Source organism: Hyphomonas sp. (assembly GCF_041398465.1).
Classification (GTDB): Bacteria; Pseudomonadota; Alphaproteobacteria; order Caulobacterales; family Hyphomonadaceae; genus Hyphomonas.
Genome location: NZ_JAWKUS010000003.1, coordinates 347601 through 372704, shown reverse-complemented (window position 1 = coordinate 372704; position 25104 = coordinate 347601). Strand labels below are relative to the sequence as shown.

Below are 25104 nucleotides of genomic sequence, written 5' to 3'. Positions count from 1 at the left end.
ACAGTTCCGGATGAACCGGGCTCAGGGAGAATGACGTGACACTCAAGGTAATCAGTGCCGGCTATGGCCGGACAGGGACGATGTCCCTCAAACTTGCGCTGGAACAGCTGGGCCTCGGGCCCTGCCATCACATGATCGAAGTGATCGAAAAGGGCGAGAAACAAGTGCCGCTGTGGAACGACGCGCTGGGCGGCAAGCCGGACTTTGATGCCATCTATGACGGCTACAGCTCGGCGGTGGACTGGCCGTCGGCGGCCTTCTGGAAGGAGCTGGCGGATTACTATCCGGATGCGAAGATCATCCTCTCGTCCCGCTCTGCCGAGAGCTGGTATGGCAGCATCTCGGAGACAATCCTTTCCGCGGTCTGGGCACCGGAGAACTGGCCGCCACAAGCGGTCGAATGGTTCACGATGGTCACCAAAGTGCTCGAGCGCAGCTTCGGCAGTGCAAAGACGAAAGACGAACTGATCGCCAACTTCCTCGCGCATGAAGCCGAAGTGAAGGCGGCCATTCCCGCTGACCGCCTGCTGGTCCATTCGGCGAAAGATGGCTGGGAACCGCTCTGCGCCTTCCTCGGCGTGCCGGTGCCGGAAGGCCCTTACCCCCGCACCAACAGCAAGGAAGAGTTCTTCCAGAACATGAAGAAAACCGATGAGATGTAGTCCCGGCGGGGCCTAGTAACTCTTCGGCAGGCCCAGCACGCGTTCGGCGATGAAGTTGAGGATCATCTCGCGGCTGACCGGGGCGATGCGGGCGAGCATGGCTTCGCGCATCATGCGCTCGACATGGTACTCTTTCGCATAGCCCATGCCGCCATGGGTCAGCACGGCGGTCTCGCAGGCGCGGAAGCCGGCTTCGGTGCCGAGATATTTCGCCGAGTTCGCTTCGGCGCCGCAATCCTGGCCCTTGTCGTAGAGACCGGCGGCCTTGTAGGCGAGCAGCTCTGCAGCGGAGAGTTCCGCCCATGATTTCGCCAGCGGGTGCTGGATGCCCTGGTTCTGGCCGATCGGGCGGCCGAACACGACCCGCTCATTGGCGTATCGCGCAGCGCGCTCCAGCGCGGAAAAGCCGAGGCCGATAGATTCCACGGCAAACAGTACGCGTTCCGGGTTCAGGCCCTGCAGCAGGTATTTGAAGCCTGCGCCTTCCTCGCCGATCAGGTGTTCCTTCGGCACTTCGAGATTGTCGATGAAGAGCGTGTTACACTCCACCGCCTTGCGTCCCATTTTCGGGATCGGGTTCGCTTCGATGCGGTCACGGTTGAGGTCGGTGTAGAAGAGGGACAGGCCGAGGTGAGGCTTGGAGCACTGGTCCTTCGGCGTCGTGCGGGCGATGATCAGGATCTTGTCCGCGCGCTGGGCGCCCGTCGTCCAGATCTTGCGGCCATTGATGACATAGCCATTGTTCGTGCGCTCGGCCCGGGTTTCGAGGCTGGACGTGTCGAGGCCGGAATTCGGCTCGGTCACGGCGAAGCACATCTTCTCCTCGCCGGAGATGATCTTGGGCAGGTTTTCCTGTTTCAGTTCCGGATTGCCGAATTTCTCCAGCGGTTTCGGCCCGAAGATGTTGAGGTGGATCGCCGAGGCGCCGGAAAAGCCTGCACCCGTGCGCGTGACGGTCTGCATCATGATAGCCGCTTCGGTGAGGCCAAGGCCCGCGCCGCCATATTCCTCGGGGAAGGCGATGCCCATCCAGCCGCCCTTGGCCATGGCATCGCAGAACTCCTCCGGCCAATTGCCGGTCTCGTCCACCTTGCCCCAGTATTCGTCGTCGAACGGCTCCAGCGTCTTCTCGACGGCGGCCTTGATGGCTTCCTGGTCCTCGCTCATCGGCGCAATCTGGTACATCCGGTATCTCCTCTTGTCGGAGGGAGACTTAGGATGTCGACTTGAAATCGTCCAGACTCCAGGCAGCGCGACCCAGCGTCATAGGTTCACGGTCCGCGTCACGTCGATCGCGTTCAGGAAGGCGGCATCGTGGCTGACGAGAAGGATGGCGCCGTCCCAGGCGTTGAGGCCGGTCTCCAGCGCCTCGATGGCGCGGAGGTCGAGGTGGTTCGTCGGTTCATCGAGGATCAGCAGATCCGGCGGCTCAGGCCGGGCAAAGACACAAGCGAGGCCAGCGCGGAGCTTTTCGCCGCCGCTCAGCGTGCCCGCCATCTGCATGGCATCGTCATTGCGAAAGCCGAACCGGGCGAGAGCGGCATGTGCCGCGTTGGCGCTGAGGCCGGGGTTCAGCCGGTGCATGTTGTCGAGGATGGTTTCGTCCGGCGCCAGCAGGCTGACATGCTGGTCCAGCAGGGCGAAATTTTCAGTCAGGCGTGATGCCGTGCCGGATGTGGGCTGCAGCGCGCCGGTGACAAGGCGGAGCAGGGTAGACTTGCCGGAACCGTTCGGCCCGGCGATCGCCACCCGCTCCGGACCGGTCAGCTGGAAGTCGAGCGGGCCGAACAGGTGCCGGCCACCGAACGCCATTTCCACGCCCTTGAACTCGATCAGGCGCCGGCCGGAGGGGAGCCCGCAATGCGGCAGGTCCATCGTAATCGGCGCGAGGATTTCGATCCGGGCGCGGGCGGTGGCCAAATCCTCTTCGCTCTCCGTCATCTGCCGGGCGGCGAGCGCGCTGCCTTTGCCCCGCGTGGCCTCGGCGCGTTCCTGCCTTTTATCGAGCAGCATTTTCGGGGCGTCGCCTTTGGTGCGGGCGGCGCGGCCCGCCTTGTCGCGCCGGTCCTGTTTTTCTTTCGCCTGCTGGACACTTTTCCGTGTGCGTTTGAGGGTGTCGCTGGCGCGGGCAAGGTCTGCTTCTGCAGCTTCTCGGGCAGCTTCGCGCGCTGCGGCGTACTCGCTCCATCCGCCGGAAAAGATGGTGACCCCAACGGGAGAGAGGTCCACGATCCGGTCGACCTGTTCCAGCAAGTCGCGGTCGTGGCTGGCAATCAGAAGCCCGCCCGGCCATGCGCGCATCAGGCTCGCGATAGCCTGACGGCCTTCCGTGTCCAGATTGTTGGTCGGTTCGTCAAGCAGGAGCAGATCCGGCGCTTCAAGAATCTGGCGGGCGAGGGCGACGCGCATGCGCTCGCCGCCGCTCAAAGTGGCGACTGGTGTATCCAGCGGGATATCGCGCAGGCCCGTGTCGGCGATGGCCTGTTCCACACGCGACGGCAGGGTCCAGTCGGCGTCGGCGGCGTCTTCGACGCTGCCGTCACCGGACTCCAGCCGGGCAAGGCAGGCGAGGGAATCGGTGATGCCGAGGGCGCCGGCAAGGTCGAGCGCTTCGTCCAGCGATTGCTGGAGCATGCCGACGGTGCCGTTCAGATGAATGCCTCCGCTCGTCGGCGCCACGCTGCCCATGATGGCGTGCAAGAGTGTGGACTTGCCGGACCCATTACGGCCGACAAGGCCCACACGCTCGCGGCCGAGCGACAGAGTCAGATTACCGAAAAGCGGAGTGCCGTCAGGCGTGGAAAGGGAGAGAGAGTCGAGTGTCAGAAAGCTGGTCATGAAGGGGCCGTGAAATGAGGTTGGAACGCAGGGCGAAGCGCGGTGCGTTTTTCATTTCGGGCATCCTTCAGCTTTCGGGCGGGGCTCGCCGAGGGGCCGACTTAGAGCGCGCGCGCCGGGAATACAAGGGCGCGGGGCAAATTTTCAGGCAGCTTCATAAAGACGGCCCGGTGCAAAGCTCTCATGCAGCGGGCTGAGCGGCTTGCAGAGCATCTGGTCTGCGATGATCCGTGCCGTGATGGGCGCAAGCAGGATGCCGTTCCTGTAGTGACCGGCGGCAACGAACAGGCCGGGCGAGGCTGTCTGGCCGATCATGGGCGCGCGGTCCGGCGTACCGGGGCGGATGCCGGCCCAGGTCTCGATCACGGGCAGGCCTTCCAGCACCGGGCAGAGGCGTGCAGCGCGGGCGTGCAGGGCGGCGATGGCCTCAGGCTCAGGTGCTTCAGTGGCGACGCCGGGCTCCACCGTGGCGCCGATGATCACGCGGTCTGCCTTGGGGGCGATATAGATCGCACCGCAGCGGAGCGTCGTTTCCGGCGAGCCGTAGCCGTGGGCGACCGACAGCATCTGGCCGCCATAGCAATCGATCTGGTCCAGCGCAGGATCCCAGTTGACCAGGCTGAGCGGCTGGCCGTTTTCTTCTACCTTGATGGCGGCCGTATTCCAGCCGCCTGCGGCGAGGATCAGGTCGTGCCCTTCCAGCGTCAGGCGTCCGCCTTCACTGCGAAGCGGTGCGGGTTCGCTGCGCAGGGTCGCCAGCGGGCTGCGCTGCAGGGCCATGATCAGAGCACGGACGACGGCGCGGTTGTCCACCTGGCCATCGGTCGGCATCTGCAGGGCGGCGATCAGATCCTTGGCAATAGAGGGTTCAAGCAGGTGTGCCGTGGCGGGTGGCAGTTCCTCATGCGCGATGCCGCGGGCATCAAGTGCACGGGCCAGCTTGTGCATGGCAACTGTCTCTGCCTCGTCGAAGGCGAGTGCGAGAGAAGGGCGGCCGCTATAGCCGGAATCGGTGTCGGCCGCGTGAGCAAGGTCGATTGAAAAGTCCGGCCAGAGTTCAGCGCCCTCCATACAGAGCTCGAACAGGTGCGGGTGGACGCCTTCTTCGGCGGCAGCTTCATAGGCCGGGGCCAGCATGCCTGCCGCAGCCCAGCTGGCGCCGCGTCCCATCGGGGCAGGGTCGTAGAGCGTAACTGGAACGCCGCGCTTCACGGCGAGTTCAAATGCAGTCGCAAGGCCGATAATGCCCGCGCCGAGGATGGCGACTTTCGGTGTGAAACTCGAAATTGGCGGAGGCAGGGGCGGGCTCATGGCCCTTCATTTAGGAGGTTTGCGTGCGAAGGTGAACTATCCGCTTTGACGCGGCGGCACATGGTCCGTTTTCAGGAAGGACTCAGGCGGCGTCGGTCTGGCTTTTCCGGACTTCCCAAAAATTGACGAAGGCGTCTGCCCATTTCCGGTCCTGGAATATGACGGCTTTGGAGACTTCGCCGTCCGGTGTGAATGCCGTGCGTACCATCATGTCTGGTGCGTCGCCCTGGCGGTTCCGTCCCAGGAACTGCTGAACGAATGCGTCCACCACAACCGCGAGAAGGGCGACTTCTTCCGCCGACTTCAAGCCTAGATCCACCACAATGTCGGTCGTCATAACCACCAACCCCTGTATTCCCCAGGTTTCGAATTAATAAATCGGAAACCTTGGAAAATTTGAAGCACATTCTTCCCCAACGGGAGAATTCCATTCGCATGTGCAAAAAACGGGCAAAAAGTCGCGACATCACCTTGTTGCGAATTATTCTCAACCATGTTTGATGAGCTGAAAAGCAAATACAGGCTCTGATATGACCGGAATTCGCCCATGGCTCGTCGCCGCCACTATCCTCCTCGCCTCATGCGGGAATGCGGGCGCCCCTGCTTCCGATTCGAGCAAATCTGTAGCTGAATCAGGGGACAAGCCACAGAGCGCGAGTGTGCTGAATATTTACTCAGCCCGCCACTATGATTCCGACAAGGCCATGTACAAGGCGTTCGAGAGCGAGACAGGAATCAAGGTCCGCTTCCGCGAATCGGGCGCTCCGGAACTTCTTGAAACCATGAAAGCCGAAGGTGAAGCGAGCCCGGCGGACGTCGTCATTTCGTCCGATGCCGGCACGCTGTACCGCTTTGAAGCAGCCGGTCTGCTGCAACCAGTGCATGATACTGTGCTGGACGAAAAGATCCCGGAGCACTTCCGCCAGAAGGACGGTTACTGGTTTGGGCTTGCCCGCCGGGTCCGCGTCATTGCGTATGATCCGCAGCGTGTGACGCCGGAAGAGGTCGCCCATTACAGCGACCTCGCGGATCCGCGCTTCAAGGGTGAAGTCTGCCAGCGGTCCTCCACCAACATCTACAATCTGTCCCTGATGGGGGAGCTGATTGGCCGGATGGGACATGATGCGGCGCAGGCCTGGGCCGATGGCGTCGTTGCAAACTTTGCCCGTCCGCCGCAGGGCGGAGACATCACGCAGATTGAATCCATTGCAGCCGGCGAATGCTCTGTCGCACTGACCAATCACTATTACTATGTCCGTATGACCACCGGGGCGCCGAGCCAGCAGGCCGCCGCTGCCAAGGTGAAGCTGAGCTTTCCGGAACAGGACACGACCGGCACCCATGTGAATGTCACGGGCGCTGGCATTGCTGCGAATGCGCCGCACCGCGAGAACGCGATCAAGTTCATCGAATGGCTCGCCGGTATTGACGGCCAGACCTGGCTTACAGGTGAGACCAAGGAATACCCGATGATCGAGGGCGCCCCCCTGCCGGAGGGGCTTGCTGCCCTGCCGGACTTCAAGAAGAGCGACTTCCCGCTGGATGAACTGGGCACGCACCAGTCCGAAGCGCAGGAGATCTATGACAAGGCTGGCTGGAACTGAGGCGACGCGCTTGGCTGGCCTTCCCCTTCCTGCGCGGGCGTTCCTCCCCAAGCGCCTGAATTTGCGGCCCGCCGATACGCCGGCGGTGCTTGCAGGCGTGATCATCGCTGTGCCGGTTGTCTCTGTTCTGGTGGCGGCGCTGTTCATGGGAGGTGGGGAAGCCTGGCAGCACATTCGAGATACGCTGATGCTGCCGTATCTGGGAGGCACGCTGGGCACGCTGGCCATGGCAGCCTTCTTCATGCTTGCCTTTGCCGTACCAGCAGCCTGGCTGGTAACGATGCACGACTTTCCCGGGCGGCCTGTTTTCGAGTGGCTGCTGATCCTGCCTCTGGCGGCGCCGGGCTACGTGCTGGCCTATGCCTGGGGCGACCTGATGGGCGTCGGTGGACCTGTCCAGTCTGCCTTGCGGGACATGACCGGCTGGTCGGCGCGGGACTATTGGTTCCCATCCATGCGGTCGATGCCGGGCCTCGCTTTCGTACTGGCGAGCGGTCTCTATCCTTATGTCTATCTGACGGCGCGTACGGCGTTCGTTTCCCAATCCATCTGCGCTCTTGAAGCGGCCCGCAGTCTCGGTGCATCGCAGCTGCGCAGCCTCTGGAGCGTTGTCCTGCCAGCAGCTCGCCCGGCGATTGCCGCAGGCCTTGCGCTGGCCTTGATGGAAACCGCGGCAGACTATGGCGCCGCGGAATATCTGGGCGTGCCGACGCTGACCTTCGGCATCGTGCGCGCCTGGAAGAGTTTCGGTGAACCTGCCGCCGCCGCGCGTCTCGCGGTCATCCTGCTGGTTCTGGTCGTTGGCCTGTTGCTTGCCGAGCGCTGGAGCCGGGGAAGGGCGGGCAGCCAGCAGAGTTCCACGAGATGGCGGGCTGTCTCGCGGACGAAGCTGTCCGGCCTGGGGGGGATCGGCGCCGCCATGTTCTGCCTTGTCGGGTTTTCCATAGGTTTCCTTGTTCCGGTCTCGCGTCTCGTCTGGCGGGCGCTTGAGGCACGGGAATATATCGCCCCGGTAGGTGAGGCGCTGAAGAATACGCTGATCCTTGCGGGGGCTGGCGCGGCTTTCGGCTTCGTCCTGGCGCTGGTGATTGCGCTGGCGGGCCGCGGGAAAGGACCGGCGGCTGCCTTTGCGCGGCTGACGGCATCGTCTGCCTATGCCATTCCGGGGGCCGTGCTGGCGCTGGGCGCGCTGGTCGTTCTGGGAGGGCTGGGTTTGACGCTGACGGGGATTGTGCCGGTGCTGGCTTTGGCGTGGGTCTATGCCAGCCGGTTCACGACGACCGGTGCCGAACCCATGGTGGCGGCGCTCGCGCGCGCACCCGCTTCTCTTGGCCACGCAGCAGAAAGCCTTGGTGCATCTCCGCTCCGCCGCGCACGGGAAGTGGACCTGCCGATCGCGCTTTCCGGGGCAAGTGCAGGGGCGCTGATCCTGTTTGTCGAATGCCTGAAGGAATTGCCGGCAACGCTGATGCTGCGCCCGTTCAGCTGGGATACGCTGGCGGTGCGCGCGAATGCTTATGCTTCTGACGAACGCCTTGCGGCTGCGGCCTTGCCTGCGCTGCTGATCACGGTGGCGGGGCTGATCCCTGTGATCCTTTTGTCGTGGCAACTCTCTCATTCGCGGCCGGGTGAGCATACGCATGAGTCATAGCCTGTCCGCCATTGGAGTGAGCCGCGCCTATCATGGCGTGCGTGTCGTCGACTCCGTTTCGCTGGATCTCAAGCCCGGCGTGGTCACCGCGTTGCTCGGTGGGTCCGGGGCAGGCAAGTCGACCTTGCTGCGCTTGTTTGCGGGATTGGAACCTGTCGACGAAGGCGAGATCCGTCTTGGCGATCGGGTACTGTCTTCCACGAAGACCACGCTGGCGCCGGACAAGCGGCATATCGGCCTGATCTTTCAGGACTTTGCACTCTTCCCGCACCTGACGGCGTTACAGAACGTTGCGTTCGGCCTGAAGCTGCTGGGCAAAGACGCGGCCAGAACCGAGGCGCTCGCCTGGCTCGGCCGGCTGGGCCTGACCGAACGGGCCGATGCCTATCCGCACGAAATGTCCGGCGGCGAGCAACAGCGGGTCGCCATCGCACGGGCGTTGGCTCCGAAACCCGCCGCGATCCTGATGGATGAACCGTTCTCCGGCCTTGATCCGGCTCTGCGGGCCAGCGTACGTGACGCCGCGCTGGAGGCGGTGCGGGCCGCAGGCATCCCGGCCTTGCTCGTGACTCATGATCCGGTTGAGGCGCTGGAAGCGGCGGACCATGTCGCCATCATGCGCGGCGGCAAGGTGCGCCAGGAAGGCCCGGCGGCCGAAGTGTACATGAAGCCGGTCAGCGCAGACGTGGCCGCTTCGCTCGGCCCGGTGAACCGCATGGCGGCGGCGGATGTGCCGTCAGGGCTCGCAGATGTGGCCCAAGGAACGGAACTGGTCGTACGCCCTGAAGGTATTTGCCTCGATCCGTCGTCAAATGTGCACGCGAGCGTTCTGGCGAGCCAGGTGACCGGCGCCATGAACAGGCTGGTTCTGGATGCCGCGGGGCAGCGCCTCGTCGCGCTCGTGCCACGACATCAGGCGCCAAAAGCGGGTGAAAAAGTGGGAATCCGGCTCGATCCGGCGCTTTCGTTCATGTTCCCCTCAGCCAAACCCTGACATTTCTGTTATCCTGTAGCTTCCCCCTCGCATTTGCGGGCTTTGGCCCGTAGATTCGGGGGAATGGCGGAAAACGGAGACAGGACCCGCATGGCCCGTACCTTCCTGCGATATATCGCAATGGCAGCAGCCACTTTGACCTTGGCTATCTCGGCCTCTGCGCAGGGCTTGATCCGCGACGCGGAGATTGAGGAAACGCTGCGCGAGTGGACTGACCCGATCCTCGATGTCGCGGGCCTCAAGCATGAAGATGTCGGCCTCTATGTGATCAATGATCCGTCGCTGAACGCCTTCGTGGCCAATGGCCAGAATATCCACATCCATACCGGCCTGATCATCGCTGCGGATTCGCCCGGCCAGATCAAGGGCGTGCTGGCGCACGAGACCTGCCATATCGCTTGCGGCCATACCGTCACCCGAAGCCGGGCTGCCGGTGTCGCCTCGCGACCGGCGCTTGTGTCCATCGGCCTCGGTATCCTGGCGATTGCAGCGGGGGAGCCGGGGGCTGGTGCTGCCCTGATTGGCTCGTCCTCGCAGTTTGCGGCGCTGAACTTCTACGTGCACACCCGTTCCGAAGAGGCCATGGCCGACACTGCAGCGGTCTCTTATCTCACCGAACTCGGAGAGTCGCCGGAAGGGATCGTCGAGTTCTTCGAAAAGTTCCGCGCTCAGGAAGTGATCTCGCAGGCCCGCCGCTATCCGTATTTCCGCTCTCACCCATTGGCATCTGACCGGATCCGCAATGTGCGTATGCTGGCCGATGAATCGCCCACGCGGGACGTTCCGCCCACGGACAGGGAACAGCACCAGTACGAGATGATGCGCGCCAAACTGATCGGCTTCCTCGACACGCCGGGAAAGGTGCGTCGGGAATACCCTGACAGCGACCAGAGCGAGCCTGCACGCTACGCACGCTCCATTGCGGCATTGCAGGCATCTGACATCCAGGTGGCCCTTGATGATGTCAATTCCCTGCTCGTGGACGAGCCCGACAATCCCTATTTCTGGGAATTGAAGGGACAGATCCTGTTTGAGGGCGGGCGGGTTGCGGAGTCGGTCGAGCCGCACCACAAGTCGCTGGAACTGAAGCCAGGCCAACCGCTGCTGCTTATCAATTATGCGCGTTCCCTGAACGCTCGCGCCGAGCCCGGTGATGTGGAGGAGGCCGAGTCTGCCCTCCGAGACGCGCTGATTGCGGAGCCGGACAATGCGTTCGCCTGGCAGCAGCTGGCGATCACGCTGGAGAAGCAGGGGCGCCGTGCCGAGGCCCAGCTGGCAACAGCAGAATCCGCCTACGCCGTGGGTGACCTGCAACGCGCCAACATCTTCGCGCACCGTGCCCGCGAGCAGTTGGAACGCAACACGGTGAACTATCGCCGTGCCGACGACATCCTGCTGATCACCGACCCGAACAATCCCGACAATCGCGATTTCTACAACCGCGCTGCCCGTCGTGGGGTGAACCAGTTCTCAATCTCAGTCGGTGAGCACTGAATCCGTTCAACTTTCTGTCAGGACTGATGGACGGCCCGGCCCTTGCAAGTATAGTCGCGCCGAAATGAAGCAGCCCGTGACGGGCCTGGAAAGGTATTTATGATGATCCGCCCCCTGCTTGCGACCGCCGCTGTTGCCATGGTCGCCATGACTCCCGCCTGTGCCGAAAGCGGCAAGACCCCCGTCAGCATGGACCGGGCTGAGCTCGAGACGATCATTCACGAATACATCGTCACCCATCCGGAAGTGATCGAGGAAGCGATTATCGCCCTCAATGCCCGTGATCGTGCCGAGGCCGCCAAGGCTGCACAGGAGGCGATCAGCCAGAACAAGGACCAGCTTTACAGTCTGGATACGGACCACTTCATTGGCCCTGCCGATGCGCCCGTGACGGTCGTGGAGTTCTTCGACTATCGCTGCGGCTACTGCAAGCGGTCGCTGCCGTTCGTGCAGGCGCTTCCGGAAGAGTTCGACAACAAGGTGCGCGTCGTCTTCAAGGAATATCCGATCTTCGGCGGCATCAGCGAAACGGCGGCCCTTGCTGCCCTCGCGGCTGGCAAGCAGGACAAGTATTACGACATGCATGCTGCCCTTATGAACGTGAAGTCGAACGATGAGCTGACCGAGGCGAAGATTGATGAAATCGCCGAAGCGATCGGTGTCGATGTCCGCAAAATGCGGGCAGACATGAAGTCTGTGACCTTGAAGAAGCAGCTGAACGACATGCAGCTGCTGGGACATGCGCTCAACCTGGACGGCACACCGGGCTTCTACATTGGTGACACCGCTATCGGCGGCGCGGATGAGCAGGGCGTCAAGGACGCCATCAAGGAAGCGCTGAACGGCTAGCTGGGGCGTCAGATCGGCCGCGACCGGTCGTAAGGACTGTCAAGCGAGAAGGCGGGAATCAGGGCGACCAGTTCGCCGCCTTCATCATCTATCAGGTCATAGGTGCCCCGCATCATCCCGGATGGGGCGGATAGCGGCGCGCCGGACGTGTAGCTGAACCGCTCACCCGGGCCGAGGGTTGGTGTTTGGCCGATCACCCCTTCGCCATCGACCTCCTGGAGCCGGCCCATCGCATCGACGATTTCCCAGTGTCGCCGGATGATCGTCCAGGTGCGGTCGCTCTCATTTTCCACATCAACTGTGTAGGACCACATGAAGCGGCCGGCCGCAGGTTCGGACTCGTCATACATGAACTTCGGGCGCACGCGGATGCGCACTCCGTCGGTGACGTGTTCGTACTGGGGTGGGGGCGACCTTCGAGCCATTCGGTGAAATTGCCCGTTGTTCGTTTACACCTTGTTAAGAGCCTGGATCAGGTCCGATTCAAGGTCGTCGGCGTCTTCGAGGCCCACAGAGAAGCGGATCCAGGAACGGTCGAGACCCATCGTTGCCTGCTCCTCATCGCTGAGAGCGCGGTGCGTCGTGGTCGACGGGTGGCAAGCCAGCGATTTGGTGTCGCCGAGATTGTTGCAGATATCGACCAGCTCCAGCGCGTTGAGAAAGCGGAACGCGGATTCCTGTCCGCCTTTCACCGACAGGGCCATCATCGTGCCGCCCATCCGCATCTGCTTCTTGTGGACCTCGTAATGCGGGTGATCCTTGCGGTGCGGGTAGCGCACAGCGGCGACTGCGGGGTGATCTGCGATGGCATCGGCGAGGCGCGCGGCGCTGCGGCTTTGCGCTTCGACCCGTAGCTGCAGGGTTTCGAGGCCTTTCAGCACGACCCAGGCATTAAACGGCGAGGCCGCCGGCCCCATATGGCGAAGCCAGGGATCGTAGATCTCGCTCATCCGCGTTTCGTCACACAGGATCGCCCCGGCCATGACGCGGCCCTGGCCATCCATGTGCTTGGTCGCAGAGTAGACAACGACGTCTGCGCCAAGCTCCAGCGGCTTCTGCAGGATCGGCGTGGCGAAGACATTGTCCACGACCAGCAAGGCGCCGGCCTTGCGGCAGAGTTCCGAAACAGCCGCGATGTCCACGCCGTCCAGCAGCGGGTTGGCCGGGCTTTCGATCAGCACCAGCTGGCAGCCCTTGGCGATTTCGCGTTCCCATGCGTCCATGTCGGCGCCGTCAACGAAGACGGTCTCAATGCCGTATTTCGGCATCTGGTTGGCGATGATCCAACGGCAGGAGCCGAACAGGGCCTTTGCCGCCACCACACGGTCGCCGGTTTTCAGCGGGGCCATGATGGCCGAGGAGATAGCGCCCATGCCCGATCCGGTCACGCGGCAGGTCTCCGCGCCTTCAATCAGGGCGAGGCGCTGTTGCAGCATCTCGCAGGTCGGGCTGCCATAGCGGGAATAGACGAATCCCGGCTCTTCGCCTGCCATGCGCCGCATCGCCTGTTCGGCGCTGTCATAGGCGTAACCGGAGGTCAGATAGAGCGCTTCAGCGATCTCCCCATGCTCGGAGCGCATGAGGCCGCCGCGCACCGCTTTGGTGGCAGGTTTCCAGCCTTTTTTGGCGTCTCCGCCCGATGCGTCTGCCATGGCAGCTTATTCCTTGTGTTTCCGTGTTTCGCCCTTATGCCTGAGAAGGCGAGGGGTGCAAGTGATGCCACAGGATACAGGTGTTCTTCCCGACCGGGAAATCGAGGCGCTGGTAGCTTCCGGCGCCATCCGGACGGACACGCCGCTGGACGATGGACAGGTCCAGCCGGCGAGCCTTGACCTGCGCCTTGCAGAGGATGCCTACCGCCTGCGGGCGAGCTTCCTGCCAGGCAAGGAGCGGACCGTCGCCGAGATGCTGCAGGAGCCGGGCATCCACCTGCACCGGATTGACCTGACGCAGGAAGGCGCTGTGTTGGAGACAGGCTGTGTTTACCTCGTGCCGTTGCAGGAACATTTGCGCCTGCCGGCAGGGATCGCTGCACGGGCGAACCCGAAAAGCTCAACCGGCCGGATCGACGTGTTCACGCGGCTGGTCACCAACCGGTCCCGCGCTTTTGACGAGGTGCCGACTGGGTATTCCGGACCGCTTTATCTCGAGGTGTCGCCGCGGACTTTCCCGATCATGGTGCGCCCGGGTGACCGGCTGGCGCAAATCCGGTTCAAGAAGAAGCGGCCAGAGGCGTTGAAAGAGAAAGTGGTCTCCATCGATTTGGAGCCTCCGGCAGGCCAACCGGCGGGATACCGGGCGAAGCATCATTCCGGCGTGGTGGACCTGCGCGGGATCGGCGCGCATGACGCAGCCCAGTTCTGGGAACCGGTCTATCCGCGCGACGGGCGTATCGTGCTGAACCCGGAAGAGTTCTACATCCTTGTCTCACGCGAAACGGTGAAGGTTGCCCCGAACGAGGCGGCCGAAATGGCGCCCATCGCGCCGGAGCTTGGCGAATTCCGTGCGCACTATGCAGGGTTTTTCGATCCGGGTTTCGGCACGAATACGGGCGGTAGCCGCGCGGTGCTGGAAGTGCGCTCGCGCGATGTGCCGTTCATCCTCGAACACGGCCAGCCGGTCGCGAAGCTCATCTATGAACCGATGCTGGGCAAACCCGCTGCGCTCTATGGCGGCAAGGGGTCGAACTATCAGGGGCAGGGCCTGAAACTGTCGAAGCACTTCCGGCTTTAGAGGGCGCTGCGCGGCGTCGCTATCAGTTCATTGATACGGGCAACCAGCGGATCAATCGCGGATTTGTCCATATAGTCGAACCCGTGAAGTTCGTCCTTCCGACCCTCTGGGTCCTTGTTCATCATGGCGCCGATCTTCAGCACCGTGCGGGTCCACCAGCCAACGGAATCCATATCGAGCTTGCCCTGAAAGCCGAAACGCTCTGCGTGGGAGACTAGGCTTGCAGGCAGGCTGTCATTGACCCATCCGTCTAGTTTCGGACCGGGGGCTGCACCCGACACGGTATAGAGGAGGACCGGCCGTTTCAGGAGAGCAGGCAGGTGCCTGGTCACCCATTTGCGAATGGTGAGCTTGTAGATGATGACCGAACTGCCCAGCACCACGAAATCGAATTCAGACGGATCGACGCTCGCCTGTTTGACATTGAACACCGGCAGGCCGGTCGCTTCGCTGATCCAGTCGGCATATTGGGCCGTGCTGCCATATTGGCCTGAATAGAATATCGCGCCTTTCATGCAGCCTCCGTTCCGGGACGCGTGACAGGGGTGGCCCGGCGTCTGGTGCGCAGTATACGTTATTCCCGGGGGATGCGAAACCATCCCCCGGGAAGTTCTTTCTATATGATCAGTCTACGGCTGATGTTGATCAGGCGGGTTCCAGTTCTGGCCAATCCGGCCAAGTGACGTGCGCGAAATACCTAGCGGTCATCCGGTCGATATAGGCGGGAAGGTTCGCTTGCTTCCGGACGAGGCCGGTCAGCGGGGTATCAAAGAACTCCGTCGCGCAGGCGATCAGTACGGCCGCGACGGCTGCGTCGGCACAGGTCGGCTGGTCACCCAGCAAATAGTCCTGGTCACCAAGCTGGGCGGCAATCGCGCCGATGTCCCAATCAGCCAGCTGCATGCGTTCCGCTTCAGTGAAGCGGCCCGTGCCTTCGCCCGTATGGGTGGCGGCAACGCCTTCGCGGACCTCCTTCAGCACGGCGGGACGGGCCGGTGCGGGAACGTCGGAGAAGAACTGGGCCGGGCCTTTGTTGAAGTTCTCGTCCTTCATCCAGCGCTCAAAGGCCATGATCTTGTTGAGCTGGCCCTCGGCCATCCGTTCCAGAGCCCAGCTGAGCGCGATATCCTTGCCGCTCATGCCGTCATAGAGGCCCTTGCCGAGCTTTGTCTCGTAATGGAGACGGATGAAATTGCTGTCTTCGATCAGTTGGCCGTCATCGATGACATAAGGCGCCTTGTGCTTCGGCACGGAGTCGAGGTCCGCGATGGCGCGCGTGAAATCCACGCCCAGCATCTGAAGCTGGATGTCGGCTTTCATGACATAGGGGCTGGGTGAGGGGCAGTCGAACATGGGGCCCCATCCATAAAGCGTGATCATCGTCTTTCTCCTGGTTCGGGTTGCGATGAGGGCTTGATACCGGAGGCCTGCTGACAGCATGGTGTCAGCAGCGTGGCAGTAGGGTCGATTTCATGAGACGCACCGAGAGACTGTTCCAGATCATTCAGATCCTCCGCCGGAAGAACCGTCCGGTGACGGGACGCGAACTGGCCGAAGAGCTTGAGACGAGCCTGCGCACCCTCTATCGCGACATGGCCGAGCTGATCGCCCAACGCGTGCCGATTCGCGGGGAGGCGGGTACCGGATACGTCCTGGACTCCGGCTATGACATGCCTCCGCTGATGCTGACGACGGACGAACTGGAGGCTGCTGTATTGGGCGCCCGCTGGGTGGCGGCACGCGGCGATGCGCGGCTGGTGCGTGGGGCAGAAGACCTGATCGCAAAGCTTTCAACCGCCGTGCCGCTGGATCTGCAGCCAGTCATCATGGATGCGGGGCTCGTCCCGGTCAGCTTCCGCAGGCGGCCGGAGGATTCCTTCGACGTGGCGCTGGTGCGAGAAGCCATCCGAACACAGAAAAAACTGGACCTTGGTTATGCAGATGAAGGGGGAAATATCACACGCCGCACAGTCTGGCCGTTCCTGATCGTCTATGCGGATCATATCCGCATGATGTGCGCGTGGTGTGAATTGCGGCAAGGTTTCCGCCACTTCCGCACCGACCGGGTGAGGCAGGTCGAGATGCTGGACACACGTTTCCCGGAACGCGTCGCCCGGTTGCGCAAAAAGTGGGAAGCTGTGCGCCAAGAGGAACGCAAACGCGAGACTACTCGTCCAGATTCAGGCGCATCTCGGTGATGTAGGGCGCAAAACCGGCCTTCTCATAGGCCCGGATTGCCGGCTCGTTGGTCGAGTAGACCGTCAGCCGGATCTCGCTGAGGCCGTTGGCCTTAGCCCATCCGGTGAGGTGATCGATCAGCACCTTGTTCAAGCCGCGTCCGCGATACTCCGGGCGCACGAACATGAAGCCGAGGAAAGCGTGATACTCGTGTTGGATGTAGTGTTTCGAGCGCTGCTTGTGGGCGTAACCCGACGCGACGATCTCACCGCCAAGCTCCACGACGGCGACCTCCGCATCGCCGGAGTCGATCAGCTCCCCGATGTCGTAATAGCTGATCGGGTCCGGCTTCAGCGTGTGGTCATAGGGCCGCTCAGCCGTGATGATGCCCTGTTCGAAGTCCTTGAGGAGCGGCAGGTCTTCGCGCGTGGCGGACCGGGCGGCGGGCTCGCTCGCCATCAATGCGCGGCGGCGACTTCGCGGTAATTGATCAGCTGGCCTGTGCGGGTTTCGTCCTTGCTGACCAGCTTGACCAGTTCGGCGGCCACATCATCCGGTGACGGAATGGTCATCGGGTCTTCGCCTGGCATGGCCTCGGCGCGCATGCCGGTGCGGGTGCCGCCCGGATTGAAGAGGTTGGCGCGCAGGGAGAGGTTTTCCTGTTCATCGGCCCAGCCGAGCACCATGGCTTCGAGGCCTGCCTTCGCGGCCTGGTAGGGGCCCCAGAAGGCGCGCGGGTGGCGCGCGACGCCGGACGTCACAAACACGGTGCGCGGGGCATCCGACTTGTGCAGCCATGGACCAAGCGCCCGGATCAGGTGGAAATTGGCGGTGAGGTTCACCGCGATCGTTTCCTCGAAGCTGCGCGGCCCGCAAGTTTCCAGCGGGCCCAGCGTACCGAGAATGCCGGCATTGGCCACGAGCCCGTCGAGACGGCCGAACTGTTCGCCGATGACCTTGCCAAGCGTCTCGATGCCCTTGGTGTCCTTCAGGTCCATCGGCACGAGAACGGCTTCGCTGCCGAGCGCGCGGATCTCGTCGTCCAGCTTTTCGAGGGCCAGTTTCGAGCGGGCGATGGCGATAACGATGTCACCCTGTTTTGCAAGGTGAAGGGCGGCGGACCGGCCGATGCCGCGCGAGGCGCCGGTAACGAGGATGAGACGTGGTTGGGTCATGCCGCGCGTCTAGCGCAGGCCTTACGCGTCGTCCAGCAGGGAGAGCTGACGCTCCTTGTCGCTCTCATCGCTCTCATAATCGACCAGCGGGGTCGGGTATTCGCCGGTGAAACAATGGTCGGAGAATTGCGGCATCATGTTGTTGCGCACAGGTTCGCCGATCGCCTTGTAGAGGCCGGGAACCGACAGGAAGCCGAGAGAGTCCACCTTCAGCTCACGCACCATTTCCTCATGCGTGTGGATCGCGGCGAACAGTTCGGACTTTGCGGCCATGTCGATGCCGTAGAAATCCGGGTTCACAATGGGTGGGCTGGCGGAGCGGAAGTGAATTTCCTTGGCGCCAGCGTCTTTGACCATCTGCACGATTTTCTTCGACGTGTTGCCGCGCACGATTGAGTCGTCGACCAGCACGACCCGCTTCCCATCCAGAACGGCCTTGTTGGGGCTGTGCTTCTTGGAAATGGCGCTCTGGCGGCCGGTCTGGGTTGGCTGGATAAAGGTCCGGCCGACATAATGGTTCCGGATGATACCCATCTGGAACGGAATTCCCGAGGCTTCAGAGAAGCCGAGCGCTGCAGGCACGCCGGAATCCGGCACCGGCACGACGACATCAGCGTCAGCCATGGTTTCCGCTGCCAGCTGGTGGCCCATGCGGCGGCGGACTTCATAAACAGAGCGGCCCTGAACGATACTGTCAGGGCGCGCAAAGTAGACATATTCGAAGATGCAGGGGCTCGCAGGGCGGGCTTGCGTGAAGCGATGGGATTCAATGCCCTTGTCGGAAATGACGACAATCTCGCCATTCTCGACTTCGCGCACGAATTCAGCACCGATGATGTCCAGCGCGCAGGTTTCCGAGGCAAGGACGTAAGCGTCGCCAAGGCGGCCAAGTACCAGCGGGCGCAGGCCCACGGGATCACGCGCGCCGATCAATTTCTTCCCGGTCAGGCCGACCAGGGCATAGCCGCCTTCGATCTTCTGCAGCGCGTCGATCAGGCGTTCCAGGAAACGCGGACGGCTGGAGCGCGCGACGAGGTGAAGGATCACCTCGGTATCCATGGTCGACTGGAAGATCGCGCCGTCGCGCACCAGGTCGTGGCGCAGCTTGCGGGCATTCGTCAGGTTGCCATTGTGAGCAACAGCGAAACCGCCGCCGGCAAGGTCCGCAAAAATCGGCTGGATGTTGCGAAGCATCGGCCGGCCTTGCGTCGAATAGCGGTTATGACCGATCGCGGCGTGTCCCGGCAGACGGGCACGCAGGTCGCCGCCGAAGTGTTCGCCCACCATGCCCATATGGCGTTCGGACGGGAAACGCTTCCCGTCGAAAGAAGTGATCCCGCAAGCTTCCTGTCCGCGGTGCTGCAGCGCGTGCAGGCCAAGCGCGGTCAGAAGACTCGCTTCGTGGTTCCCGAAAATTCCGAAAACGCCACACTCTTCGCGGGGCTTGTCGTCATCGTGATCAAAATGGACCATACGACACGCGCCTCCTGGATGACAGACTTGCGACAGGGGCCTATTGCCCGTTTTCCTCTTCAGAGGAAAGGGGGGCTTGCACTTCTTTTCCGACCTTGGCTGCTTCTACGTTCACAAAATCAGCCAGATTCCGCAGTGGCGGATAGCTCATTCCGTTCTGGATAAAGCTTGGAATGCGGCTTTGTTCCAGCACGAGACCCAGAAGGACTACAAAGAAAACAAGGGCTACGAAGCCTCGCAGCACGCCAAACACAGCGCCGGCCACATGGTCGAACATGCCGATACCTTCGGCGCCGTGGATATTTTTCGAAAGTCGCTGCCCCAGCCACGCAATCAGCACATAAACGATGACGAACGCGACGATCAGCAGAATCACGTCGGCCGTCCATGGCGCAAGATTCGCCGGCAGCAGGGCTGAGAGGTCGTCATGGAAGAATACGCGGGCATAGTAAGCTGCGGCCAGCGCGCCGATGAAGGCGCCGAGCGTGGCCAATTCCCTGAGGAAGCCACGGGCAAACCCCATGATCCCTGAGATCACGACAACCGCCAGCGCGATTCCGTCGAAAGCTGTAATGGACTCAAGCATTCAGTGCGTCCGGGGCAAGCAACTCCACAAGGTCGATAAGCCGTTTAATCGGCGTCACGGTCAAGCCATCCACTGCGGTCGGTGCGCCTTCCGGGACAAAAGCGCGCTCGAAGCCCAGTCGTTCTGCCTCTTTGAGACGCTGTTCCATCCGGCTGACGGGGCGCACGGCGCCTGACAGCGCCACTTCGCCGAAGAACACGCTGCGTTCCGGCGCAGGATTGGCCGACAGGGATGTCAGCAAGGCCGCAGCGGCGGAGAGATCGCCTGCAGGCTCCATAATTTTGTAACCTCCCGCCACGGACAGATAGACATCCATACCCGCCAGCGTAACGCCGCAGCGCGCTTCCAGCACGGCCAGCAGCATGGCGAGGCGGCCCGAGTCCCAGCCAACGACGCTGCGCCGCGGCGTGCCATAGGCGCTTTTGGCAACAAGGGCCTGCACCTCTGCCAGCACAGGGCGAGAGCCTTCCATGGCCGCGAACACGGCTGCGCCGCCCTCGCTCTCGCCATCGGCGCTGAGGAACAGGGCGGACGGCTCCTTCGCCGGGGCGAGGCCGTATTGGTGCATCTCGAAGATGCCGATCTCGTCGGTTGGCCCGAAGCGGTTCTTCACGGCACGCAGGATGCGGAACTGGTGGCCGCGCTCGCCTTCGAAATAGAAGACCGCATCCACCATGTGCTCCACGACACGCGGGCCGGCGATCGTGCCTTCCTTGGTGACATGGCCAACGAGGACGAGCGCAGCGCCGGACTTCTTGGCCCAGCGGGTCAGCTCCTGTGCGCAGGCCCGCACCTGGGCGACCGAGCCGGGCGCGGCTTCCAGGCTGTCGGACCAGAGCGTCTGGATCGAGTCGATCACGACAAAGTCCGGTTCGGCAGCTTTTAGTGCGCTTATGATCTTGCGTAAGTCCGTTTCCGTCGCGAGTTGGACGGGGCTTTCAGCCACTTTGAGGCGCTTGGCGCGGTCCTGGATCTGGGGCGCGGCCTCCTCGCCCGAGACATAGACTGTCTTCAGCCCATTCCGTGCCAGACGCGCCGCAACCTGCAGCAACAGGGTCGATTTACCGATGCCGGGATCACCGCCGATCAGCGTTGCGGAAGAGGGCACGATGCCGCCGCCGAACACGCGGTCCAGTTCGTTCACGCCCATCACGATCCGCGCCGGCGCCTCAGCCGTATCGTTCAGCGCAACGAATTCCGCCTTGCCGGAACGTTTGGAACCCGTCTTCGGCGCCGCAAGACCGCCGGGCACGCCGCCGGTGACTTCCTCGACCAGCGTGTTCCATTCCCCGCAACCATTGCACTTGCCGCTCCATTTGGAGTGCACTTCCCCGCAGGACTGACAGACAAAGGCGGTGGTAGCGGTTTTGGCCATGGTGCCGGAATAGGGGCGTTTGCGAGTTGAAGGAAGACCTTAAAGCGCGGGCTGGATAGGGCCTTCGGCGCGTCCGTGTACGAACTGGTCGACGTAGGGGTTGCCGCTATTGTCGACTTCCGATGCCTTGCCGCGCCAGATGATCTCGCCTTCGAACAGCATGGCGACGTCGTCGGCGATCTTGCGGGCCGAGGCCATGTCGTGGGTGATGGTCACCGTGGCGGCGCCGAGGCCCCGTACTTGTTCAATGATGAGGTCGTTGATCGCATCCGCCGTGATCGGGTCGAGGCCCGTGGTCGGTTCGTCGAAGAAGATCAGGTCCGGCTTGGAGATGATCGAACGGGCCAGCGAGACGCGTTTCTGCATGCCGCCAGAAATCTCTGCCGGGTAAAGGTCTGCCACGTCTGATCCGAGGCGCACCTTGCTCAGTGTCTCGATGGCGCGGTCTTTCGCTTTGGTTCGGCTGACCACGCCGGAATTCACAAGGCGGAAGGCGACGTTCTCCCAGACCGTCAGGGAGTCAAACAGCGCGCCGGACTGGAACAGCATGCCGACCCGCTCGCGCATGCGGGCGCGTGTCTTGCCTTTCGCCTGTGTTACATCTTCGCCGTTGAACAGGATCTGGCCGGAGTCCGGCGTCATCAGGCCGAGCGCGTTCTTGAGCATGACGGACTTGCCAGAGCCCGAACCGCCGATCACGACGAGGCTTTCGCCGGGAGCCACGTCCAGCGTTACGCCGCGCAGGACATGGTTCTTGCCGAAACGCTTCTCGACGTTCTGCAGGCTGAGGATAGGCGTCGTCACAGTCCGATCTCCACGAAGATGGTCGACATGACATAGTTGGCGGCCAGCACCAGCACGGCGGCCCCAACCATGGACAGGGTCGCCGCGCGGCCGACGCCTGTGGCGCCCGCCTTGGATTTGTCCCCCTGGTAACAGCCCATCAGCGCGATTACAGCGCCGAAGATCACGGCCTTGATCAGGCCGGTCAGGATGTCATTGCGGGTCACGAAGTCGAGCGTGTTGCGAAGATAGACCGTGGAGTCGAAGCCGAGGCCGAAGACGGACACGGCCCAGCCGCCCATGACGCCGATAATGTCGGCGACCAGCACCAGCAGGGGCAGGGCGATCAGCGCGGCGAGGAAGCGCGGTGCATAAAGATAGCGGTAGGGCGAGGCGGAGAGGGATTCCAGGGCGTCGATCTGTTCGGTCACCCGCATGGCGCCGATTTCGGCTGAAATACCGGCTGAGACGCGTCCGGCCAGCATCAGGGCTGTGATCGTCGCGCCAAGCTCGCGCGTGATGCCAAGCACCACAATGTTCGGGACGAATTGTTCGGCGCCGAAGCGGCCACTGCCCTGGTAGATGTTCAGGGCGAGCGCCGCGCCGATGAAGATGGCGGACATGCCCACGACCGGCAGGGAGAAAAAGCCGATCTGGACGATCTGCTTCCAGATCTGGCCGAAATACCAGCGCGGTGAAAACGCCGCCGCCTTCACCCGGGCCGCGAACACGGCCAGGCGGCCGATCTCCGCGAAGAGACCGAGTGTCGCCGCGCCGATCCAGGCCAGCGGATTGGGGATCCCGCGTTTACGGGTGGAGGCGTTCGACACGAGTCCCGAGTCCTGTGAGTAGTTCATAGCCAAGCGTGTTGGCCCGCGCGGCCTGTTCTTCGAGTTTGGCATGCGAGCCAAGGAATTCAACGCGCCGGCCTGCTTTTGCCAATTGCTGTGCTTTGGATACATCAATCGTGATGAGGTCCATCGTCACCCGGCCGGTCACCGGGCAAGGCACATCATCCAGCCAGCCGATGAAGCAGTTAGACGCCGATCTCAGCACGCCGTCCGCATAACCAAGCCCGACGGTCGCCAGCAACATGTCCTGCGGTGCGGTGAACGTCGCGCCGTACCCGACGGTTTCTCCGGCTTTGACCGGGAACACGCTCAGGATCTCCGCTTCCAGCGTCACGGCGTGCTGGATGCTGACACGCGCGGGCGGGGTGGAGCCGCCATAAAGGGCGATGCCAGGCCGGGCGACCTGAAATCCGTAGTCGCGTCCAAGATAGCAACCGGCCGAATTTGCAAGGCTTGCGGGCACGCCGGGGAAAGCGGCAGAAATTTTGCTGAACGCGGCGAGCTGGATTGCATTCAGCTCATGATCCGGTTCATCGGCGCAGGCGAGGTGGCTCATAACCAGAACGGGGTTCAGGGCGCGTAGCGCGTCGCCATCGGTGTCCAGCACGTTGGCGGGTAGGCCCAGCCGGTTCATGCCCGTGTCGAAGTGCAGCGCGCAGGGGAGGCCTTGTGCATCGGCCCAGAGGCGGATTTGCACTTGGCTGTTCAGAACCGCCGTCAGGGCGTGCGCGTGGAACAGGTGCATTGTGGACGAGGATGGCCCGTTCAGGACGAAGATGGCCGGCGCCGGGCCGACCGCCTTGCGCACCGCCGCACCTTCTTCGGGGTAGGCGACAAAGAAGGTATCACACCCGGCAGCCATGAGCGCGGATGAGACGCGTTCCGCACCGAGGCCATAAGCGTTCGCTTTTACCACTGCGGCAGTGTTCGCTTTGGGGTTCAGCCCGGCCAGCGTGCGCCAGTTGGCGACGATATTGTTCAGGTGAACGGTGGCGCGAGGCTGGGACGACATATCTGCAGGGGTTAATTGGCTTCTGGCCAAATGTCAGCCCGGCAATGGCGGCCCTTTTCAGGCCTTTTCGCGATGCGCGAGCCAGGCAGAGCCCTTCATGTTCCAGACCGGCGTGAAGAAAACCATCCAGAGAATAAGGATAATCATGCCGCCTGCCGGTACGATGGCGATCTTTTGCGGGCCGAACAGATCTACCAGCGCGCCCATCAGGAAGGCGCCGAACGGAGCCCCCGCCATGAAGCCCAGCTGGTAGATCGACAGCACACGCGCGAGCTTTTCCTTTGGCGCGGCGTCCTGGACGATGGAGCGGCTCATGGCGATGGAAATACCGGCGGCGAGTCCCCAGACGAAAACGATGGCGAGGAAGCCCCAGTGCGGGATCGGCCACATCATCAGGAGAATGCTGAGAGACGCCAGGAACTGGGCGATCAGCAACAGCCGGCCTTGCCGCTTGATACGCTTGAAAATGGACAGCACGACCGACGAGACGAATGCGCCCATCCAGAATGTGACGAACATGTCCCGAATGCCATCCGGGCCGAAGCCGTAGATGTCCCGGTTGACGATGGGCAGCACGACCAGGAAGGCCCCGATTACGAAGATGCCGACGCCAAACATCAGCGCCGTCATCGCCCACAGCTTGCCATCTGACCGGACAGCGTGGAAGCCGTCGGCGATATCGGCGAGGGCGCCTTTGACACCACGACCGCTGCTCAGCAACTGGCGGCCCTTGCCCAGCCAGAGTGCGAAAATGGCGCCGAATGCAAGGACGCTGCCTTGTATGAAGAGGAGTTGCTCTGCCGGGATCGGACCAATCCCGAATCCGCCCATCCAGTCGGGCATTTTTGTCAGCTTGTCGGCATAACCGCCGATGATCAGGCCGCCAATCTGGGCGACAAACTGCGCCATCGTTGCCAGCGTCACCCCGAGTTGCAGCGTCACGCCGGACCCCACCCGGGCGCGGCGTTCCACAACTTCGTTCACGATGGAATCACGTGCAGGCATCATGAAGGCGCCCACAGTGCCGATGGTGAGGCCATAGGCGATCATGGCCGGATAGGTGAGCGTGCCCTTCCAGACAAAGGCTGCCAGCGCGAGTGCCGGGGCGGCTGCCAGAAGGTGCAGCAGGATCAGCAGGCGTTTGCCGTCTGCCCGCTCGGCCACCACGCCGCCCAGCAAAAGGAAAATCACTGAAGGACCGGAAAGGGCCATATTAGCGAGCCCCAATGCGAGGCCATCCCGGTGCAGGTGGTTGGCATCGGTAATCAGGTAAGGGAACAGCACCATCTGGAGGCCGAACGCCATGAACCAGCTGCACTGGACCAGAAGATAGGCCGGCAGCTCGATCTTCACGACCCGGCGAATGCGCCGGGCGCGCCAGTGGCTGGCTGTCGACAGAAGCGAGGCGCCCGCCGTCAGCGCTTCGCTGACACCGCTGACCGGAGACGTGACGTCGCCCGCCGCGTCCTCGGTAATCTCATCGGCAATGGATTCGACCTGTTCTTCCATTCAACCTCCCGCTTGAGGCGGGACAT

At 62.7% G+C, this 25104-nt stretch carries 25 protein-coding genes; 8 read left to right on the top strand and 17 right to left on the bottom strand.

The window, feature by feature from the left end; all coding sequences use genetic code 11:
* Positions 1-35: 35 nt before the first annotated feature.
* A complete protein-coding gene (locus tag R3C98_RS12240; protein ID WP_371314361.1) occupies positions 36-662 on the top strand; it encodes a sulfotransferase family protein in 627 nt (208 codons plus the stop codon).
* A 12-nt stretch (positions 663-674) separates the two neighbouring features.
* On the opposite strand, the gene R3C98_RS12235 is transcribed toward R3C98_RS12240, so the two are convergent.
* The 4 genes from R3C98_RS12235 to R3C98_RS12220 all read right to left on the bottom strand — a co-directional run bounded on the left by R3C98_RS12235 (position 675) and on the right by R3C98_RS12220 (position 5148).
* Positions 675-1847: an acyl-CoA dehydrogenase family protein gene (locus R3C98_RS12235; protein ID WP_371314360.1), complete on the bottom strand. Its 1173-nt coding sequence runs from the start codon at positions 1845-1847 to the stop codon at positions 675-677.
* Positions 1848-1925: 78 nt separating this feature from the next.
* A complete protein-coding gene (locus tag R3C98_RS12230) occupies positions 1926-3500 on the bottom strand; it encodes an ABC-F family ATP-binding cassette domain-containing protein (protein ID WP_371314359.1) in 1575 nt (524 codons plus the stop codon).
* A 144-nt stretch (positions 3501-3644) separates the two neighbouring features.
* On the bottom strand, positions 3645-4811 hold the full coding sequence (locus R3C98_RS12225; protein WP_371314358.1) for an NAD(P)/FAD-dependent oxidoreductase: 1167 nt from the start codon (positions 4809-4811) through the stop codon (positions 3645-3647).
* Between the two features lie 82 nt (positions 4812-4893).
* A complete protein-coding gene (locus tag R3C98_RS12220) occupies positions 4894-5148 on the bottom strand; it encodes a hypothetical protein (RefSeq protein WP_371314357.1) in 255 nt (84 codons plus the stop codon).
* Between the two features lie 322 nt (positions 5149-5470).
* On the opposite strand from R3C98_RS12220, the gene R3C98_RS12215 reads away from it, so the two are divergent.
* From R3C98_RS12215 to R3C98_RS12195, 5 genes are all read left to right on the top strand, one after another.
* Complete coding sequence (locus tag R3C98_RS12215; protein ID WP_371314356.1) at positions 5471-6415, top strand: extracellular solute-binding protein; 945 nt, start codon at positions 5471-5473, stop codon at positions 6413-6415.
* 10 nt (positions 6416-6425) lie between these two features.
* Positions 6426-8066, top strand: a complete 1641-nt coding sequence (locus tag R3C98_RS12210) for an ABC transporter permease (protein WP_371314355.1) — start codon at positions 6426-6428, stop codon at positions 8064-8066.
* On the top strand, positions 8056-9060 hold the full coding sequence (locus tag R3C98_RS12205) for an ABC transporter ATP-binding protein (RefSeq protein WP_371314354.1): 1005 nt from the start codon (positions 8056-8058) through the stop codon (positions 9058-9060). Before R3C98_RS12210 ends, R3C98_RS12205 begins: the two co-directional genes overlap by 11 nt.
* Positions 9061-9150: 90 nt before the next feature.
* The gene (locus R3C98_RS12200; RefSeq protein ID WP_371314353.1) at positions 9151-10554 is read left to right on the top strand and encodes a M48 family metalloprotease; all 1404 of its coding nucleotides are present in this window, start codon (positions 9151-9153) and stop codon (positions 10552-10554) included.
* Positions 10555-10653: 99 nt separating this feature from the next.
* On the top strand, positions 10654-11403 hold the full coding sequence (locus R3C98_RS12195; RefSeq protein WP_371314352.1) for a DsbA family protein: 750 nt from the start codon (positions 10654-10656) through the stop codon (positions 11401-11403).
* Between the two features lie 8 nt (positions 11404-11411).
* On the opposite strand, the gene apaG is transcribed toward R3C98_RS12195, so the two are convergent.
* Together apaG and metZ are read right to left on the bottom strand one after the other, a co-directional pair.
* Positions 11412-11828 (bottom strand): Co2+/Mg2+ efflux protein ApaG, encoded by a 417-nt coding sequence (gene apaG / locus R3C98_RS12190; protein WP_371314351.1) that lies wholly within the window; start codon positions 11826-11828, stop codon positions 11412-11414.
* Between the two features lie 24 nt (positions 11829-11852).
* Complete coding sequence (gene metZ / locus R3C98_RS12185; RefSeq protein WP_371314350.1) at positions 11853-13055, bottom strand: O-succinylhomoserine sulfhydrylase; 1203 nt, start codon at positions 13053-13055, stop codon at positions 11853-11855.
* Positions 13056-13119: 64 nt separating this feature from the next.
* Between metZ and R3C98_RS12180 the strand changes: the two genes are divergently transcribed.
* The gene (locus tag R3C98_RS12180) at positions 13120-14136 is read left to right on the top strand and encodes a 2'-deoxycytidine 5'-triphosphate deaminase (RefSeq protein ID WP_371314349.1); all 1017 of its coding nucleotides are present in this window, start codon (positions 13120-13122) and stop codon (positions 14134-14136) included.
* Here R3C98_RS12180 and R3C98_RS12175 read toward each other — a convergent pair.
* Together R3C98_RS12175 and R3C98_RS12170 are read right to left on the bottom strand one after the other, a co-directional pair.
* Positions 14133-14651 (bottom strand): flavodoxin domain-containing protein, encoded by a 519-nt coding sequence (locus R3C98_RS12175; protein WP_371314348.1) that lies wholly within the window; start codon positions 14649-14651, stop codon positions 14133-14135. The genes R3C98_RS12180 and R3C98_RS12175 overlap by 4 nt on opposite strands.
* 130 nt (positions 14652-14781) lie before the next feature.
* Positions 14782-15516 (bottom strand): glutathione S-transferase family protein, encoded by a 735-nt coding sequence (locus R3C98_RS12170; protein WP_371314347.1) that lies wholly within the window; start codon positions 15514-15516, stop codon positions 14782-14784.
* Between the two features lie 92 nt (positions 15517-15608).
* Here R3C98_RS12170 and R3C98_RS12165 point away from each other — a divergent pair, with 92 nt between their 5' ends.
* Complete coding sequence (locus R3C98_RS12165) at positions 15609-16334, top strand: helix-turn-helix transcriptional regulator (protein WP_371314346.1); 726 nt, start codon at positions 15609-15611, stop codon at positions 16332-16334.
* On the opposite strand, the gene R3C98_RS12160 is transcribed toward R3C98_RS12165, so the two are convergent.
* From R3C98_RS12160 to R3C98_RS12120, 9 genes are read right to left on the bottom strand one after another with little or no spacing between them, the layout of a single operon-like run.
* Positions 16303-16773 carry a GNAT family N-acetyltransferase gene (locus R3C98_RS12160; protein ID WP_371314345.1) on the bottom strand — a complete coding sequence of 157 codons (471 nt, stop codon included), beginning with the start codon at positions 16771-16773 and terminating at the stop codon, positions 16303-16305. The genes R3C98_RS12165 and R3C98_RS12160 overlap by 32 nt on opposite strands.
* Positions 16773-17489, bottom strand: a complete 717-nt coding sequence (locus tag R3C98_RS12155; protein WP_371314344.1) for an SDR family NAD(P)-dependent oxidoreductase — start codon at positions 17487-17489, stop codon at positions 16773-16775. Before R3C98_RS12155 ends, R3C98_RS12160 begins: the two co-directional genes overlap by 1 nt.
* Positions 17490-17510: 21 nt before the next feature.
* Entirely contained in the window at positions 17511-18962 is a 1452-nt protein-coding gene (gene purF, locus R3C98_RS12150; protein WP_371314343.1) for an amidophosphoribosyltransferase, read from the bottom strand.
* A 40-nt stretch (positions 18963-19002) separates the two neighbouring features.
* Positions 19003-19548: a CvpA family protein gene (locus tag R3C98_RS12145; RefSeq protein ID WP_371314342.1), complete on the bottom strand. Its 546-nt coding sequence runs from the start codon at positions 19546-19548 to the stop codon at positions 19003-19005.
* Positions 19541-20923 (bottom strand): DNA repair protein RadA, encoded by a 1383-nt coding sequence (gene radA / locus R3C98_RS12140; protein WP_371314341.1) that lies wholly within the window; start codon positions 20921-20923, stop codon positions 19541-19543. Before radA ends, R3C98_RS12145 begins: the two co-directional genes overlap by 8 nt.
* Before the next feature lie 39 nt (positions 20924-20962).
* A complete protein-coding gene (locus R3C98_RS12135) occupies positions 20963-21727 on the bottom strand; it encodes an ABC transporter ATP-binding protein (RefSeq protein ID WP_371314340.1) in 765 nt (254 codons plus the stop codon).
* Complete coding sequence (locus R3C98_RS12130) at positions 21724-22536, bottom strand: MlaE family ABC transporter permease (RefSeq protein WP_371314339.1); 813 nt, start codon at positions 22534-22536, stop codon at positions 21724-21726. Before R3C98_RS12130 ends, R3C98_RS12135 begins: the two co-directional genes overlap by 4 nt.
* Positions 22514-23569 (bottom strand): alanine racemase, encoded by a 1056-nt coding sequence (alr, locus tag R3C98_RS12125; protein WP_371314338.1) that lies wholly within the window; start codon positions 23567-23569, stop codon positions 22514-22516. Before alr ends, R3C98_RS12130 begins: the two co-directional genes overlap by 23 nt.
* A gap of 57 nt (positions 23570-23626) precedes the next feature.
* Complete coding sequence (locus R3C98_RS12120) at positions 23627-25078, bottom strand: MFS transporter (protein WP_371314337.1); 1452 nt, start codon at positions 25076-25078, stop codon at positions 23627-23629.
* Positions 25079-25104: the final 26 nt, after the last annotated feature.